At 55.4% G+C, this 16283-nt stretch carries 13 protein-coding genes; 12 read left to right on the plus strand and 1 reads right to left on the minus strand.

Going from position 1 to position 16283, the window contains the following annotated elements; translation table 11 throughout:
* Nucleotides 1-121 precede the first annotated feature (121 nt).
* Nucleotides 122-1171, minus strand: coding sequence for a M48 family metallopeptidase (locus IZV00_RS19745; protein ID WP_196227566.1), 1050 nt, complete (start codon nt 1169-1171; stop codon nt 122-124).
* 47 nt (nt 1172-1218) lie between these two features.
* On the opposite strand from IZV00_RS19745, the gene IZV00_RS19750 reads away from it, so the two are divergent.
* The 12 genes from IZV00_RS19750 (at nt 1219) to IZV00_RS19805 (ending at nt 16237) form a co-directional block, all read left to right on the plus strand.
* Nucleotides 1219-1989, plus strand: coding sequence for a metallophosphoesterase family protein (locus IZV00_RS19750; RefSeq protein WP_196227567.1), 771 nt, complete (start codon nt 1219-1221; stop codon nt 1987-1989).
* 34 nt (nt 1990-2023) lie between these two features.
* Entirely contained in the window at nt 2024-2350 is a 327-nt protein-coding gene (locus IZV00_RS19755; RefSeq protein ID WP_230463503.1) for a hypothetical protein, read from the plus strand.
* Nucleotides 2351-3521: 1171 nt separating this feature from the next.
* Nucleotides 3522-5345, plus strand: coding sequence for a glutamine--fructose-6-phosphate transaminase (isomerizing) (gene glmS, locus IZV00_RS19760; RefSeq protein WP_196227568.1), 1824 nt, complete (start codon nt 3522-3524; stop codon nt 5343-5345).
* Between the two features lie 99 nt (nt 5346-5444).
* Entirely contained in the window at nt 5445-7370 is a 1926-nt protein-coding gene (locus tag IZV00_RS19765) for a polysaccharide biosynthesis protein (RefSeq protein WP_196227569.1), read from the plus strand.
* Between the two features lie 104 nt (nt 7371-7474).
* A complete protein-coding gene (wecB, locus tag IZV00_RS19770) occupies nt 7475-8638 on the plus strand; it encodes a non-hydrolyzing UDP-N-acetylglucosamine 2-epimerase (RefSeq protein ID WP_196227570.1) in 1164 nt (387 codons plus the stop codon).
* Nucleotides 8635-9894 carry a UDP-N-acetyl-D-mannosamine dehydrogenase gene (gene wecC / locus IZV00_RS19775; protein ID WP_196227571.1) on the plus strand — a complete coding sequence of 420 codons (1260 nt, stop codon included), beginning with the start codon at nt 8635-8637 and terminating at the stop codon, nt 9892-9894. The genes wecB and wecC overlap by 4 nt, the downstream gene beginning before the upstream one ends.
* A 60-nt stretch (nt 9895-9954) precedes the next feature.
* Entirely contained in the window at nt 9955-11322 is a 1368-nt protein-coding gene (locus IZV00_RS19780; protein ID WP_196227572.1) for an oligosaccharide flippase family protein, read from the plus strand.
* Nucleotides 11323-11385: 63 nt separating this feature from the next.
* Nucleotides 11386-12564: a polysaccharide pyruvyl transferase family protein gene (locus tag IZV00_RS19785; RefSeq protein ID WP_268934801.1), complete on the plus strand. Its 1179-nt coding sequence runs from the start codon at nt 11386-11388 to the stop codon at nt 12562-12564.
* A 153-nt stretch (nt 12565-12717) separates the two neighbouring features.
* Nucleotides 12718-13803: an EpsG family protein gene (locus IZV00_RS19790; protein ID WP_196227574.1), complete on the plus strand. Its 1086-nt coding sequence runs from the start codon at nt 12718-12720 to the stop codon at nt 13801-13803.
* Between the two features lie 140 nt (nt 13804-13943).
* Nucleotides 13944-14846, plus strand: a complete 903-nt coding sequence (locus tag IZV00_RS19795) for a glycosyltransferase (RefSeq protein WP_196227575.1) — start codon at nt 13944-13946, stop codon at nt 14844-14846.
* On the plus strand, nt 14798-15115 hold the full coding sequence (locus IZV00_RS21570; RefSeq protein WP_196227576.1) for a glycosyltransferase: 318 nt from the start codon (nt 14798-14800) through the stop codon (nt 15113-15115). The genes IZV00_RS19795 and IZV00_RS21570 overlap by 49 nt, the downstream gene beginning before the upstream one ends.
* Nucleotides 15116-15190: 75 nt before the next feature.
* The gene (locus IZV00_RS19805; protein WP_196227577.1) at nt 15191-16237 is read left to right on the plus strand and encodes a CapA family protein; all 1047 of its coding nucleotides are present in this window, start codon (nt 15191-15193) and stop codon (nt 16235-16237) included.
* Nucleotides 16238-16283 lie beyond the last annotated feature (46 nt).

Here is a 16283-nt window from a genome sequence, read left to right on the forward strand (position 1 = left end):
GCTTTGCAGGGTGTTTTCCAGTCTTCGGCCGATTTTACCGGATTGGCCTTGGATCCACCTCATGGCGCGTTAGGAATTGTCCCTGCGGGAAGCCGCGATTGTTCGAACGCGCGATCGAGGTTCAGTGACCATGGTCCAGCAGGGTCTGCCAGTTGCCGTCGAGTGGCTTGTTGCGCGCGGCCAGGATTGAGGGCCGATGCGGACGCTCTGGCCCCAGATCTGCGATGGCGCGTTCGATCACCCTGACGCGATCCTTCCAGGCCGGGTGGGAGCGGCTGCGGATACCCCCGTCATGGGCGGGCCCGAATGCACGCCAGAAGATGACGGCGATAGCAGGATCGAATCCCGCATTGGCGAGGAGCGAGACCGAGAGGATGTCTGCTTCCAATTCGGTCTGGCGGAAATAGCCGACATTGCGGCCCATGCCTGACAACAGGCCATAGTCCACGCCTCTCGCCTCAAGCCGCTCGCGGTGCCGCAGGACATTATGCGCGAGTTCATGGGCGATCGGCGCGACGACCCAATCGGGATAATCTGCAAAGAAGCGGCTGCCGATCTGCACGACTTCGCCATCCGCCTGGGCAAGGAAATCGGGGCCGAGCACCACCTCGAAGCGCGTGCGGCAAGCGGGCTCCGGCACGACGACACGCTCCTGGTCGTGCCCGCCGCGACGCAAGTGAAGCGTGAGCGGGCGATCGACAGGGAGCGCCATGATGCGACGCGTGGCGTCGGCCAGTGCGGAGGTGTTCGCCCTGGCTTGAGGATCGGCAGGCGGGAAACGCGCCGGTCCCACGGCCATCAACGTGTCATCAGCGCGAATGCCTGCGGCGGCCGCCGGCGATCCCTCCACGACCGCCTCTATTCCGATGGGACCATCGAAACGGAAATGACGGATGGCTGCCGCGCGGACATCGCGCGCATATTGTGCAGGCGTATGCAGCATCAATCCCAGGCTGGGCTCCTGCCGGTCGCACAGGCTGGCGTTGGCGACGGCGAGCCGTCGGCCAAGCCGCGCCATTTCCGCATCGACCGCGCGAATGGCTTCGAATGGTGGAGACACGTCCGCCGAGGCAAGTGGACCAGGAACGGCAAGCGCGATTGCCATGATCATGGGGCGGAATGCTTCCCGCTTCCACCATTTTGCGCTTGCAACCCTGTCAACTTTACCCATTGCTGTCATCTCGTCCTTTAAGAACCATCAAGGTGCAGCATCCGCTGATGCTCGAAAGACTGCTTTCCCGATTTGCAAAGACCCCGCCTGCTGCCGTGCGCGCTCCGGAAGGACGCAGGCTTTACGCCATCGGCGACATTCATGGCCATCTTGATCTGCTTGGGGGCCTCCTCACGCAAATAGGCGCCGACGAGGCGGCGCGCAGCGGCCCCAGAGGCGAACTGATCTTCCTGGGCGATCTTATCAATCGTGGACCGCAGTCTGCGCAAGTTATCGATCATCTGATTGCGTTGCAGGCAGAGCGGCCCGAGACGCGATTCCTGCTGGGGAACCATGAGGAGGTCTTTCTCAAAGCCCTGAGTGGCGACCGCGGTGCGCTACGGTTTTTCGATCGGATGGGCGGCGCGCAAACGATCCTGAGCTATGGCATAACGAGGAATGCCTATGAGGCGGCGGACTATGACGAATTGGCCGCAATGCTCGAAAAGGTGGTTCCACCCGCGCATCGCGCTTTCCTCGCGAGTTTTGAGGATATGATTGTCGAGGGCGACTATGTCTTCGTCCATGCCGGCGTTCGCCCGCGGGTGCCGCTTGAAGAGCAGAAACCAGGCGACCTGCGCTGGATTCGTGATGATTTTCTCCGCGAAGCCAGGCCTCTGATACCGGGAATGGTGATCGTTCATGGCCATACGATCTTTGAGGACATTATCGAGCGGCCGGGCCGGATCGGGCTCGACACAGGCGCCTATCGCTCGGGCGTGCTGAGCGCCATGGGGTTTGAGGGTAGCGAGCGATGGATCCTGCAAGAAAATTCGTGATTGCTTGCAACGCACCAGCATTCGAAGCGTTTGAATGGCATTCAATGGGGTAACGCACTTGCACAATGCCGAATCCAGTGATACCAAAGCACAAATTTCAACTTCCAAAGGGACAACCGACATGCGTATCCGCATTCTTCTTGCTGGCCTGGTGGCGTCGTCTCTGGTGGCTGCACCGGCCATGGCGAACTCTGCTTCCGCGCTTTCTGTCGCCAAGGCGACGCAGGTCAAGGCCGCGACTCCTGCCAAGAAGGCAAGCAAGCTGCAGGGCGTTCCTGTGATTGCCCTGGTGGGTCTTGCTGCCGTGGCGGTCGGCGCGGTCGTGGTGGTTGCCGATGACGACGACTCGGACAGCAACTGACCTCTAAGCAATTGTAAGAAAAGTGGCGGCCGCGAGCCGCCATTTTTTTGCCTGTCTTTCGGGGTGAATGCCGCCTGATTTGCCGAATCACGCTCGCGGCGCAAACCCGAGCGGGCCGACTCGGGTAAGGAAAGGCCGGGGTCGCGAAAGACTTCGAAACAGCAACCCGTGTCTCAATCTTATTACGACCAGTAAGCAGAGATCGGCCGGGCTCATCTGGTCAGCCGATCTTGATCAGAACCGGCTGGCGCTTTCCTACAGTATGATTCGGAAGACTGACTTGGATCATGCTCTATTCGTCTTTTGCCCGCATTTTGCGAGCCAGCAGATGATGCCATCTGCTTCGAAAATGCTCTAGCGCATGACCTGGTGGAGTTTTATTCGTTCAGGCGCAACTTGCTTCTCGTTTTCCGGACCGTCCGAGCTCGATGGCGCAGCCCGCTCCGGACATGCTGGGTCGCCAAAGGTCGATTCGACAGGGACGTATCCCCATCCGTCGAAGAGCATCGGCTTGTTGCTGGTGGCCCGGCGAAATTCTCCATCCCGAAAAATCATGAGAACCTCCCTGTCATTGGATGGAGCCTTCCTACTATGAAGCGGTTCGGTATGGAACCGAAGAATTGACAAGCATTCGCAGCCTATGTTTCAAAGGGGACGGATGAATGCTGCGATTCCTCCATGATTACCTATCATTGTAACAATCGGCTCGCATAAGCCATCACCAGGATGGCCCAACTGAAAGGATGTGTGGAATTCTCGCTTCGGCCTGACAGCCAGAAATGGCGCTGGTCGATTACCATGTTGCGACGACCCATCAGCAGGTCGTTATTTGAGCTGCTGAAGCAACAGGACGCCCATCCGGCTCTGCATGTCATGCTGAGCTGCCGTATTTCTGCGTGTGCGGATAGTTGATCGGTCGTCATTGAGATTCCCTTTCATTTTGTGGCCGAGGCCTTGGGAGAGGGGCCGGGAATAGCAGAAGCGCAAGCCGTTGGGGCTGCTCCAACGGCATAGATTTCTTGCGATGGCGAGGCTGCACCCTGCTGTCCTCATGCCTGTTTACGAACCGGGTCGGGCCCCGAGTTTTCGCAAATAACCGTAAAGGAATCGCAACTTGCATCGGATTGGATGCTGTGCATAAGAAGCACTCGCAAATTGGGGCTGAATATTCATGTGTGGAATCGTTGGTATCATAGGCCATGATGATGTGGCAGCCCGACTGCTGGACGGCCTCAAGCGGCTGGAATATCGGGGATATGATTCCGCTGGAATCGCCACCTTGAACAATGGCAGGATCGAGCGGCGCCGCGCATCGGGGAAGCTGAACAATTTGTCCGGAGAGCTTGAAGCCGCTCCGTTGCAGGGCGCGATCGGTATTGCGCATACGCGCTGGGCGACGCATGGCGGCCCGACGACGAACAACGCGCATCCGCATGCCACCGCCGAGGTCGCGGTCGTTCACAATGGTATCATCGAGAATTTCAAGCCGCTTCGCGACATGCTTGCCGCGCGCGGTCGGGTGTTCACGAGCGAGACCGATACGGAAGTCGTCGCGCATCTGATCAGCGAACAGGTAGAGGCCGGGCGCGGTCCCATCGAAGCGGTCCGCGAAGTTCTCCCTGAATTGCGCGGCGCCTTCGCGCTGGCGATCCTGTTTCGGGAGCACCCGGACCTCCTGATCGGCGCCCGGCTGGGTTCGCCGCTGGTGGTGGGCATTGGCGAGGGAGAGACTTATCTTGGCTCCGACGCGCTCGCGCTCGCGTCGCTGACCCAGCGTGTCGTCTATCTGGAGGAGGGCGACTGGGTCGTCTGTACGCGCGAAGAGGTACGGATCTTCGACCAGGATAATGAGCCAGTCGAACGTGCGGTAACCCTGTCGGGTGTCGATGGCGAACTGGTGTCCAAGGGTAACCACCGCCATTTCATGATCAAGGAGATTTACGAGCAGCCGATCGTCGTCGCGCAGACTTTGCGGTCCTATCTGCGCCGCATTGACGAGACGCTGACGCTGCCAATCCCGGACTTCGATCTGTCCGGGATCAAGCGAGTCACGATCGTGGCGTGCGGCACCAGCTTTTACGCGGGAATGATCGCCAAATACTGGTTCGAGCAGTTCGCGCATGTTCCGGTCGATCTCGATGTGGCATCGGAATTCCGCTACCGCGCGCCAGTGATCGAGCCCGACGGGCTGGCGCTTTTCATCAGCCAGTCGGGTGAAACCGCCGATACGCTGGCGGCATTGCGCCATGCCCGGGAAGAAGGGCAGAAGATCGCCGTCGTGGTCAACGTCCCCACGAGCAGCATGGCGCGCGAGGCGGACCTGGTGCTCCCAACCCATGCGGGTCCTGAAATAGGCGTTGCTTCGACCAAGGCCTTCACCTGCCAGCTGGCCGTACTGGCAGCGCTCGCGGCCAATCTGGCCCGCGCCAAGGGCCGCATGACGCAGGAGGATGAGCAAGGGGTCGTCAGGCATCTTGCTGAAGCGCCGGCGGCATTGAATGCTGCCCTCGCCTATGAGGAAACCATCCAGACCGTTGCGGCCGAGATCGCGGCGGCGCGGGACATTCTCTATCTGGGACGCGGGACCGATTATCCGCTCGCGCTCGAAGGCGCGCTCAAACTCAAGGAAATCAGCTACATCCATGCCGAGGGCTATGCGGCCGGCGAGATGAAGCACGGCCCGATCGCGCTCATCGATGAAAAGGTGCCGGTCATTGTGATCGCGCCTTCGGGTCCTCTCTTCGAGAAGACCGTCAGCAATATGCAGGAAGTCCAGGCGCGCGGCGGTAAGGTTGTGCTGATCAGCGATTATGACGGGATTGAGGCTGCTGGCGCCGGCTGCCTGGCGACGATCACCATGCCCAAGGTTCACCCGCTCATTGCACCGCTGGTGTACAGCGTACCGATCCAGCTCCTCGCCTATCATGTGGCGGTCACCAAGGGCACGGACGTGGATCAGCCGCGCAATCTCGCAAAATCGGTCACGGTCGAATGACGTGCGCAGTGTCTGCCCTTCGTTCAGCCGCGACGCTGGCTTCGAGCTGACCATCGATCCATTTCGCAAAGAAAGCACATCGACAGAGGTGCCCAAGCAATGACGAAAGAAATCGCCAATCCTATCCTTGACGCTTTAGAAGCGCTTACGTCGCTGCCGCGCTCGGCTCGGCGATGGCTGGTCTTCAGTCTGGATGGGGTGCTTTGTTTCGGCGCGGCATGGATCGCGCTTGCCCTGCGATTGGGCGAATGGCCCGATGATGTAAATGTGCTGCTGACACTGGCTGGCACAGCGCTGCTTTTCTGGGCGCCGCTGGCGTGGCGGATGGGTATCTATCGTAATCTGATCCGCTTTTCCGGTGCCAGAGCGTCCGGCAGACTGTTCTATGCCTGCGCTCTATTGTCGGCGCCGCTCACGATCATTTTCGGATGGGTGCAGGTTTCGGGCGTTCCGCGCACGACATCGCTTCTCCATCCCATGATCTTCTTCCTGCTCATGCTGTTCCTCCGCTTGAGCATGCGTTTTGTCGTCAGCGATCTTCTGCATATGGCAAGGGGGAATGGAGAAGGGCGCCGGCGGCTTTTGATCTATGGCGCGGGACGTGGCGGCCAACAGCTCGCCAACAGCTTGCGGCAGGAGCCGCACCTGGTCCTGGTCGGCTATGTCGACGATGATCCCCGGCTGAGCGAGCAGCAGCTTGATGGTTTTACCGTCTGGCACTCGACATTGCTGGATCGGATATTGGAGGAGCGGCAGGTGGATGAAGTCCTGCTCGCGATTCCAAGTGCCCTGCGAGGCCGCCGCCGTGAGATCGTGACGGCGCTGCAGACGCGCAAGATCCGCGTCAGGATGCTGCCCGGCATCGGTCAACTGATCGACGGCCATGTGACGGTAAGCGATCTTCGCGATGTGCAGGTCGAGGATCTGCTGGGCCGCGATCCGGTTGCGCCCAACGAGATGCTGATGGGGCGCTCCTTGCTGAGCAAAAATGTGCTGGTGACGGGGGCGGGCGGATCCATCGGCAGCGAACTTTGCCGTCAGATCATCCGCTCGCATCCCCGGCGCCTGATCCTCGTCGAGCAGTCGGAATATTTCCTGTACGCGATCGAGCGCGAACTGCGGCAAATGGCCTCGCAGGAGGGGCATGATGTTGAAATCGTGCCTGAGCTTGCCGATGTCGCCGATCGGGACTCTGTTTTCCGCATCTTTCGCCGGTGGCAGCCCGAAAGCGTCTATCACGCTGCTGCCTACAAGCATGTGCCCCTGGTGGAGAGCAATCCGATCGCGGGTCTGCGGAATAACATCTTCAGCACTCTGCATTGCGCGCTTGCCGCCGAAGCGGTGGGGGTCAAGCGTTTCATTTTGGTGAGCACTGACAAGGCTGTCCGGCCGACCAATGTCATGGGCGCGTCCAAGCGGGTTTGCGAGCTCATTCTTCAGGCGCGGGCGCAAGAGCAGAAGAATACGCTCTTCACGATGGTGCGCTTCGGCAATGTGCTGGGGTCGAGTGGGTCTGTCGTGCCCCTTTTCAAGGCGCAGATCGCTGCAGGCGGCCCGGTGACGATCACGCACCGGGAGGTCACTCGTTATTTCATGACAATTCCCGAAGCGGCTTTGCTGGTCATTCAGGCGGGTGGCATGGCCCTGGGCGGCGAAGTGTTCGTGCTCGACATGGGGCAGCCTGTCCGCATTCTGGACCTTGCCGAGACGATGGTCAGGCTTTCCGGACTGTCCGTGAAAGATGAGGCAACGCCTGACGGCGACATCGAGATTGTCGAGGTAGGCCTGCGTCCCGGAGAGAAACTCTATGAGGAGCTCCTGATCGGCGACGATCCTGCCCCCACCGCACATTCGCGGATCATGCAGGCGCGGGAGAACATGCTCGCCTGGGCCGGCTTGTCTGCGAACCTCGACCGGCTTGGCGCCTTTTTGAGCCACGGGGGGTCCAGTGGCGCTCTTGCGGTCCTTCGTGAGCTTGTCCCGGAATATCACTCGCCAACGGTCATGAAGGACGTCGCGTCCTGATGGTGACCTCTTAGCAGACGGCCGGCCTGCGGGCCGATCACATTCATTCCAGTCTCTTCGGTCAACCTGGTGAAGGGGGCCATGAAGCAAAGGGAAATCCACCCATGTCGATCAAAGTGATGCTCGTGTTCGGGACACGGCCTGAAGCCATCAAAATGGCGCCTCTTGCGCTGATGCTGAGCAAGGACAGCCGATTTGACTGCCGCATCTGCGTGACCGGCCAGCATCGGGAGATGCTGGATCAGGTCCTGAAAATCTTTCGCCTGGAGGCCGCCTATGATCTCAAGATCATGCGTCCCAAGCAGGATCTGAGCGACGTCACCAGCGCGGTACTGCTCGGCATGCGCGAGGTTTTTCAACAGTTCCGGCCTGACATGGTGCTCGTCCACGGCGATACGGCGACAACGTTGTCGGCTAGCCTTGCGGCCTATTATCATCAGATACCGATCGGCCATGTCGAGGCCGGGTTGAGAACGCATAATCTCTACTCGCCATGGCCTGAGGAGGCCAACCGCAAACTGACCGGGGCGCTGACGGCGCTGCATTTTGCGCCCACGCAGTCCGCGCAGGCCAATCTGCGTCGCGAAGGGGTGGATGCGGGCGACATTCTGGTCACGGGCAACACCGTGATCGATGCGCTTCTGCAGGTCGTGGAGCGGCTGAAGGGAGATAGCGCCCTGGTGCAGGATGTGCAGCGGCAACTCCCGCAACTCGCCGGCGATCGGCGAATGATCCTGGTGACCGGACATCGGCGGGAGAGCTTTGGGGGTGGGTTTGAGCGCATGTGCAAGGCGCTGGCGACGATCGCCTCGGATTTCCCGAACGTCGATATCGTCTATCCGGTCCATCTCAACCCCCAGGTGCAGGAACCGGTCAATCGATTGCTTGCTGCCATACCGAATATTCATCTGATCGAACCGCAGGAATATCTGCCCTTCGTTTATCTGATGGATCGGGCGCACCTCGTCCTGACGGACTCCGGAGGCGTGCAGGAAGAGGCTCCGTCGCTCGGCAAGCCGGTGCTGGTCATGCGCGATACGACGGAACGTCCCGAAGCCGTGGAAGCCGGAACCGTAAAGCTGGTCGGGACCGATGCGCAGCTGATCGTGAAGGAAGTCACGCGGCTTCTCTCCGATGACGAGGAATATGCGCGGATGAGCTTTGCCCACAATCCCTACGGGGACGGCGCTGCATGTCGGCGCATCGCAGATGCCCTGGTCCACTGGACGGAACAGCATTTTCACAACAAGGACAGCGAAGCAGCATGACCAGTCCCACCATCTCCGTCATTGGCCTGGGTTATATCGGTTTGCCGACCGCGGCGATGTTCGCATCACGCAAGGTCAAGGTGATTGGCGTCGACGTCAACGCGCAGACGGTTGAGACGATCAACCGGGGTGAGATTCACATTGTGGAGCCGGATCTCGATATCGCTGTCCATTCCGCAGTAACGGAGGGCTTTCTCCGCGCAACTGCCAAGCCCGAACCTGCTGACGCCTTTTTGATCGCGGTACCCACCCCGTTCAAGGGGGATGATCATACTCCGGATCTAAGCTATATCCAGGCGGCCGCACGGGCGATCGCTCCCGTGCTGAGCAAGGGAAATCTCGTTGTTCTGGAATCTACCTCGCCGGTGGGGGCGACGGAGCAACTTGCGGCATGGCTGGCCGAGGCCCGGCCTGATTTGACCTTCCCACAGGCCGCTGGCGAGAACTCCGACATCCGCGTAGCGCACTGCCCTGAACGGGTTTTGCCGGGCAAGGTCATGCAGGAACTCATCCATAACGATCGCGTAATCGGTGGCATGACGGATAAATGCTCCGATGCAGCTGTCGCGCTCTACAAGACCTTCGTTGATGGCGAGTGCGTGATCACAAATGCTCGAACGGCGGAAATGGCCAAGCTCACTGAAAATAGCTTCCGCGATGTCAACATTGCCTTCGCCAATGAACTGTCGATCATTTGTGACAAGCTCCATATTGACGTGTGGGAACTGATCAGGCTTGCCAACCGTCATCCGCGGGTCAATATCTTACAGCCAGGCCCTGGCGTCGGCGGTCACTGTATCGCAGTAGACCCTTGGTTCATCGTATCGAAAACGCCAGAAGAAGCCCGCCTGATCCGAACAGCACGTGAAGTGAATGATGCAAAGCCTCGTTGGGTGCTGAACAAGGTCAAGGATGCTGTAGCCCAGCACCTTGCCGCTAACCCCGAGCAAACTGCTGCAGATGTGACTATTGCTTGTTATGGACTGGCATTCAAGCCTGACATCGATGATTTGCGGGAAAGTCCGTCCGTTGAAATCGTAAAGCAGCTAACCGAGATTCATTCAGGACCTGTGCTAGCAATCGAACCAAATATCGAAAGGTTGTCACCGGAGATTGCTAAGGCGCATCTTGTCGATATCGGAGATGCAAAAGTCAGTGCGGACATTCATCTATATCTCGTACGACATCGTAATTTTACCACCGATCACCTTAGCCGACCACAAGAACTAGATATATGTGGCCTATACAGGTCGTAACCGTTGCTGGCTTCCCTCTAATAAAGCCAAACACTACGAAAGTTGGCAGATCTAAGTTAGGTGTTCGATTTGAAATCGTCTAAATGGATCCAAATCTTGGCTAATGCGACGCTCGGTCTTCTGCCGAGAAGTGCTCGCGCCCGATTTGGTGATGCCAATTACCTCGGGCGTTTCGTCAAACTCGCATCGTGGAGCATGATTGCATTTGCGTTGGAGAAGGGCGCGCAAACTATAACAATACTGTTTCTGGCTCGAGTCCTAGGAGCAATGGAGTACGGTCGGCTTACGCTTGCGCAAGGCATGGTCAATTCGGCTCAGCTCTTTGTGGTACTCGGAGCGGGTACGATTTTGGCTCGCTATATTCCTGCCATGTTAGACGTGAGTGTTAAGCGAGCGATCGAAATCGTCAATCTATGTTTCGTGCTGATTTTCGGAACAGCATCGCTGCTCCTTGTGATCGGAATTACCGAATCATCAGCAATCGCAGTCTCAATCCTCGATCTTCCTGCCGGCTCATCGCTCCCCTATTGGGTCATGGCGTGGATCATTTTGACAGCGCTAAACGGCCTCCTACTTACTATCATGCTCTCGTTCGAAAAGGGGCATGTGACCGGGATCGTCTCTCTCGCTGTCGCCATCTCAACAATTGCTATCGTTCCGCTTTCCGCTGCCAAATGGGGATTGCACGGTGCGATCATTACCTTCACCCTAACCAGCCTCCTCCGAACTATATTGTTTGTCGAGTTTTATTTTAAGCTCTTGCGATCCCACAGCGTATCGGCGTGGATAGCGCCAAGCCGAGGAGATTTGCCTTTGCTATTCTCCTTTGGCTTGCCGGTATTTCTGAGCTCCGCAATATGGGCGCCAACCATGTGGTTGGCGCAGCTTATCCTCAAAGAATATTCACCCGACGGCCTAATTTCAGTTGGGCTTTTTGGTTTCTGCAATAATATTCTCGGCCTCGTCATACTAATAAGTAGCATAACCAACAGAGCGGCACTTCCTATCATGTCTTCTCTGAAAACGCAGGGTAATAGGGGTGCGGAACGGCGGTTTATTATACCAGTTATTACTATCCAAATCGCCGCATCGTTGTTGATCGCAGCTCCAGTGGTAATTTTTTCGTCGACCGTCCTGTCAATCATGGGTGGTGAGTTTGTTGGGGGGGAGGCGGTCCTTATTGTGATGGCTGCGGCAGGGATTGTAATATCTGGGCAGCAGCCGCTGATCAACATGCTGCTTGTGAATGATATGGCTCTGACGAACCTCATGGGGATGGCCATTTGGGCGGTGATCCTTTTGGGCCTCACGACCATATTTGTGCATATGGGGGCTCTCGGTGTGGCTTATGCGGTTCTCGCCTCCGCGATTGTCAAAGGTATATTTGTTATGGTTACGACAATTACGCCTCGAGCAGCGGCTCTGTAGTTTTTTTCGAGTTTTGATGAACTTTGGATTGATCCTCAAGGATGTGATCGGCGGAGTGGTATTGTGTCTAATCAAGCAGTAACATCAGAGCCACAAGCGTCTAGGCGGGCGCATGTCTTGCTAGATGGCGCATACGGTGCGGCCAATCTCGGCGACAACGCGATTGCTTACTGCATGAGTCAGTTTCTTATCCGTAACAATGTTGATGTTACAATATCGTGCAATTATCCTGAGTATATTCGTAGTACGATGGGGATAGAGTCGGTCCCTGCTCTCAATTTTCGCAGTCTCGACATCGGAATTCTGAGAGATGTTAGGAAGTATGACGCAGTCGTTGTAGGGGGCGGACAACAGCTACAGGAATTTCGGATTCCCAATCCGTTTATCGGTATGTTTGCTCGAGTTTGTCAGATGGCAAGATCTGCACATAATCATCGCGTTCCCTTCGTTGCATGGGCGGTAGGCATGGATTGGCCGCTATCGCGGTTAGGTGGTTTCCTTGCGCGACGGTATCTGGGGGATCGAAACGCCACATTGATATTCCGCGACGGTAAGTCGTACGAGCGTGGTAAATTGTTACTCTATGGGAGGGATTGCCGGATAACGCAAAGCACGGATGCCGCGTTCATGCTTTCTACGTTGGCTGATCAAAGCTTAACCGCCAACCTCGAAAAATATGGGCCTACCAATAAGAAGCGCCTGCTTATGTGTGCAAGCGTCCTAGAAAATTATGACGGAGCCGTTGGTAGGTTGGTCGAAATCTGCCGAGAGGCCGCCGCTCAAGGGTATGAAATACTTGGCTGGCACTCGGAAATACGGCCGAATTATGATCTCAGAGTCAGAGAAATGGCGGATTGGGATTCGATCCCAGGCTTTCGATGGCTACCGCCTGAGCCAATAGACACGAATGAGGTGGCGGCCTTGATCAGATCGTCATCGATTGTGATAGCAACACGTATGCATCCTGCAATTATCGCGGTATCGCAGGGCGTTGCGGCATATGGTATCGCAACGAATGGGAAAATGGAAACGGTGTTCGAGGAGCTGAAGATGCCCTATTCCCACGTGAGTAAGCTTTCGGACTTGACGTTTTCGGCTATCGCCAGCCGCGAATTCTCGCCTTCATTCGCAATGGCGACACAATTTGCGCAGGAAGCCGAACGCGGCGGCAGACAGGTGCTCGCAGCAATACATAGAGGCTGGATTTCGGCTTCAAGCTTAAAGCGGAAATGTTCTGCCTGAACTCTTGATTTCAACAACTTCTGCATGCGTAACGAGAGGCGTCCAGATGAATGAAAGTCATGCACCAATTTCAGAAAGTCTCGGGGTTGTTGACATTTACGGGGATGGAAGCATGTACTTGGCTATCCGCTCCGTGCCGATGCGTATGCGCGCATGTATAGATATCTTGCCCGTCGCCTCACTTATTTCGAAGCCATATTCTCCATTCAGAATAAGGGGATATCTGTGAACGACTTATCTGCCCAGAGGATGTGTCGGGCGGATGATCTATCGTCCGATAGAAAATGGCGGCGCATACATAAAATAGCAGTGATTGGTGCTGCATTTATAGCGGGCTATTTGTTCTCTCTATGGCTGTTGGATGCGTACTATTTAGGCGATCCGGAACACTATGCACGCTTTTATTATTCGATGTACGGTGTGAATCCCGAGCATTGGGGCTCTTTACAAAAGAGCCACCTTGGTTCCGCCGAGCCTTTCTATCGCTATATCGTCGGTGTTCCGGCATATTTTGGGGTTGATAGGATCGAATACATAGCGGTTTGGAACGGTATATTCACGTCTATTATTGGATACATTCTTCTGAATTATAGAAGCTCCATAATTTTTTCGGTGTGTGTATTCACTAACTATTATTTCATAATACTACTTGGCTCAGCTGAGCGACTAAAATTCTCATATATATTTTTGGCATTGGCAGTGTGTTTAGGAAAGCCATGGAAGAAATACCTGGCCTCAATAATATCGGTATTTTTTCATACACAGGCCTTGATCCAGTTCATTTCGTCTTTCGCTTATTATGCTGCAAAAAACTATAAGCAATTTCTATCATCTCCAATGAGAATCCTCTTTGTTTCTCTAGGAGTAGTAATTTCGTTGGCTCTAGCAGGATACCTTTTCCTCGGATCGGTGGGTGATGTGGTTGCCGCAAAATCAGCTGGATATTCGGAACGTTCTGGAGGCATCTCTGAGGTTGTTCAATGGTTTCTGCTGCTGATCGTCGGGGTTTATGTCTTTCGCGACAAAATAGCTATAATTTGTGGAATGTTACCAATGGGGCTGTTTACCTTCATGTATGGAAATCGAGTTAACGTTGCGACATTCGCGTTTTTCGCGATCATGGCGATGGCTCACCGCAAAACGAACAGTCCATGGATATTAATGGTGATGGCATATATGTCGTTCAAGAGTATCCATTTTATTCAAGATATAATTCAGTTTGGTACGGGTTACCCGTGAACATTGTCGAAGGAGAAGGGAACCGATCTCATGGCCGTAATATCATCTCGTCACTGAGACGAATTCTTGCGATGGGTGTATTAAAACTCCTTCATTCGAACCATGTTTCTCAATCACCGTATGTGCCGGGTTTTTGACCAATGATGCGATCGCCTTCCGTTCTTACATTCGCTGGCTTTTTTCTCCCTGGCTATAAGGCTGGCGGGCCAATTCAAAGCGTAGCCAATATGGTGGCCCATTTGGGGAATCAGTTCGACTTTCGAATAGTTACCCGTGATCGAGATTCTGGCGATGCTTCACCCTATTCCAGCGTCGTGCCAGGACAGTGGCAGAGAGTAGGTAAAGCGCAGGTTCGCTATTTATCGCGGGCGGATCAGTCGTTGCGGACGATTGTTGCGCTGCTGCGCGAGGCGCCATACGATATTATCTATCTCAACAGTTTCTTCCATTGGCGGTTGTCAGTGTTGCCGCTGCTTGCGCGCAAATTGGGATGCGCTCGACATATACCTGTTGTTCTGGCGCCACGAGGCGAGTTTTCACAGGGTGCGCTTGGGCTTAAGTCGGGCAAGAAGCGAGCGTTTCTGAAGGTCGCGCGGATCCTGAGATTGCATCGCGATGTGATCTGGCATGCATCATCTGAACATGAGGCGCGCGACATACGCACGGTCCTAGGCGCTAAACTACAGATCCATGTAGCCTCAGACTTGCCGCGTGCGGTCCAGACGGGCTTGTTGCGCAAGCCCCGCATACCGGGAGAGGTTATCCGCGTCGTTTTCCTATCCCGAATTGCGCGGATGAAGAACCTCACGTTCGTACTGGAGGTTCTCAAGCGTGTCAGGGTGCCTGTAAGTCTGTCGATCGTTGGCTTCATCGACGATCCGGCGTACTGGGATGAATGTCAAAGCTTGATTGCGGAACTTCCTCCTCACATTAAGGTGAGCTATGATGGAATGGTTCCTGCGGAGCAGGTTCCTACCGTCCTCGCCAGAGCGATGTGTTCTTTCTGCCGACGCTGGGTGAGAATTTCGGCCATGTCATCATAGAAGCTTTAGGCGCTGGTACACCCGCCCTGATCAGTGATAGGACGCCTTGGCGAGATTTCGATCGTGCTGGCTGCGGCTGGATAATGCCGTTGGGCAATGCGCAGCTTTTTGCTGATCGCATCGATTCTCTGTTTGAGGAAGAGCCAAGGGTCAGCGAGGGACGACGGGCAGCGGCGATCGATTACGCGCGCCGCTTTGAAGATGACAGTGGTGTCGTAGATGCCAACCGTAAGTTATTTCTCCGCGCTATGAGACGAAGTTTGAGCTAATAATGGTGCTCACCGTTGCGAAACCTAGCCTGCTAGTGGTCATCTACGACGGATCGATGTTTAAGGAAAATAACAATGATATTTCTGGGTGACGTGGCCCATCCCTTCGAATTGGCACCTGACTGGTCCTCGTTGAATGAGGTGCTCGATGGTCAGTCGGTTGTGCTTAATCTCGAAGGTGCTTTAACTTCTGACGTCGGTTGCCGCTCAGAATCCAAACTATTCAATCACCTATCCGTATTGGAAACGATGCATAAGGTTGGTACGCAGATCGTATGTCTTGCGAATAACCACATCACCGATATCGATCTTGGTGCAACTAACACGGCCATTAGATTGCTAGACGAGGATATTCTTCCCGTCGGGGCCGGAAAAAATTTGCGTGATGCTGCGACGCCGCGAGCATTCGTGGAAAATGGGCGAACTTACATCTTTGTTGCATTCGGCTGGCCGACAATTCAGTGCGTGCCTGCGAGAGGTGCCAAAGAAGGTGTAAATCCGTTGGATCCCGCGCATGTGATAGAAACTATTGCCAATTTGCGGCGCAGCGGGCCTGACCATATTATTATAGCGATGTTCCATTGGAACATTGAATTAGAACGCTATCCTCAGCCCGCTCATAGGCAATTGGCCTTCTCAGTAATTGAGAATGGCGCAAATGCGGTTATCGGTCATCATCCACACTGTGTCGGAGGTTTTGAAATGTATCAAAATTGTCCGATTGCGTACAGCTTAGGTGATTGGTGGATACCGCATGGTGTGTTCTTTGATGGAAAGCTTTCATTCCCGGACTACACCTTGCCCCAGATAGCCTTTGAATGGGATATTGACCGACAGCCAGTATTGCACTGGTTTGAATATGAGCGGGAGACGCATTCGATCTCGTATCGCCAAAGCCAATTTCTGGAATCTGATGCTCAGCCATCTGATCACACACCTTTTGCGGGACTGTCACATAAGGCATATAAGAAGTGGTTCCGACGTCACCGTGTCAAGCGCAAGGGGCTTCCGATTTATTATGATTTCAGCGCGACCCTTAGAAACGGTCTTCGCGACCGCTTTATAGGAGGACGGCATGTGGCGATATCGTTGATCAGAAGGATGTCAGGCGGAACAATCTGATAGAATCGAAATCGACCTGATTATTTTGCGAAATGTTAGAATTCGT

The sequence above is a fragment of the Sphingobium sp. Cam5-1 genome (assembly GCF_015693305.1).
In the GTDB taxonomy this organism is placed as follows: Bacteria; Pseudomonadota; Alphaproteobacteria; order Sphingomonadales; family Sphingomonadaceae; genus Sphingobium.